Below are 281 nucleotides of genomic sequence, written 5' to 3' on the forward strand. Positions count from 1 at the left end.
CTGACCTGGTAGCGCCAGGCGTCCACCACCGACTGCTCGCGCTGCTGGCGCCGCCAGGCGGAGAGCACCGGCAGCACGGGCGAGAGCGCGTTCAGCGGGCACTGCGCGTCCGTGGCGTCCATCTCCAGGGTCGCGGCCAGGGCGGCCAGGTCCTCGCTCTCGACGGCCTCCCAGAAGCGGGGGTCCGTCGGGTCCGCCCCCGGCCCGTTGCCAATAGCCGCAGTGGCGGCCGGCAGTGCCTCCGGCCAGTAGTGCTGGCGCTGGAAGGCGTAGGTGGGCAG

Annotated in this window: 1 protein-coding gene; it reads right to left on the reverse strand. The window is 74.4% G+C overall.

What is annotated here, in order from left to right:
• Positions 1-281: hypothetical protein (locus UK12_RS42785; RefSeq protein WP_045307354.1), on the reverse strand; the 281-nt coding region annotated here is incomplete at both ends.

The organism is Saccharothrix sp. ST-888 (assembly GCF_000955975.1).
Taxonomy (GTDB): domain Bacteria; phylum Actinomycetota; class Actinomycetes; order Streptomycetales; family Streptomycetaceae; genus Kitasatospora.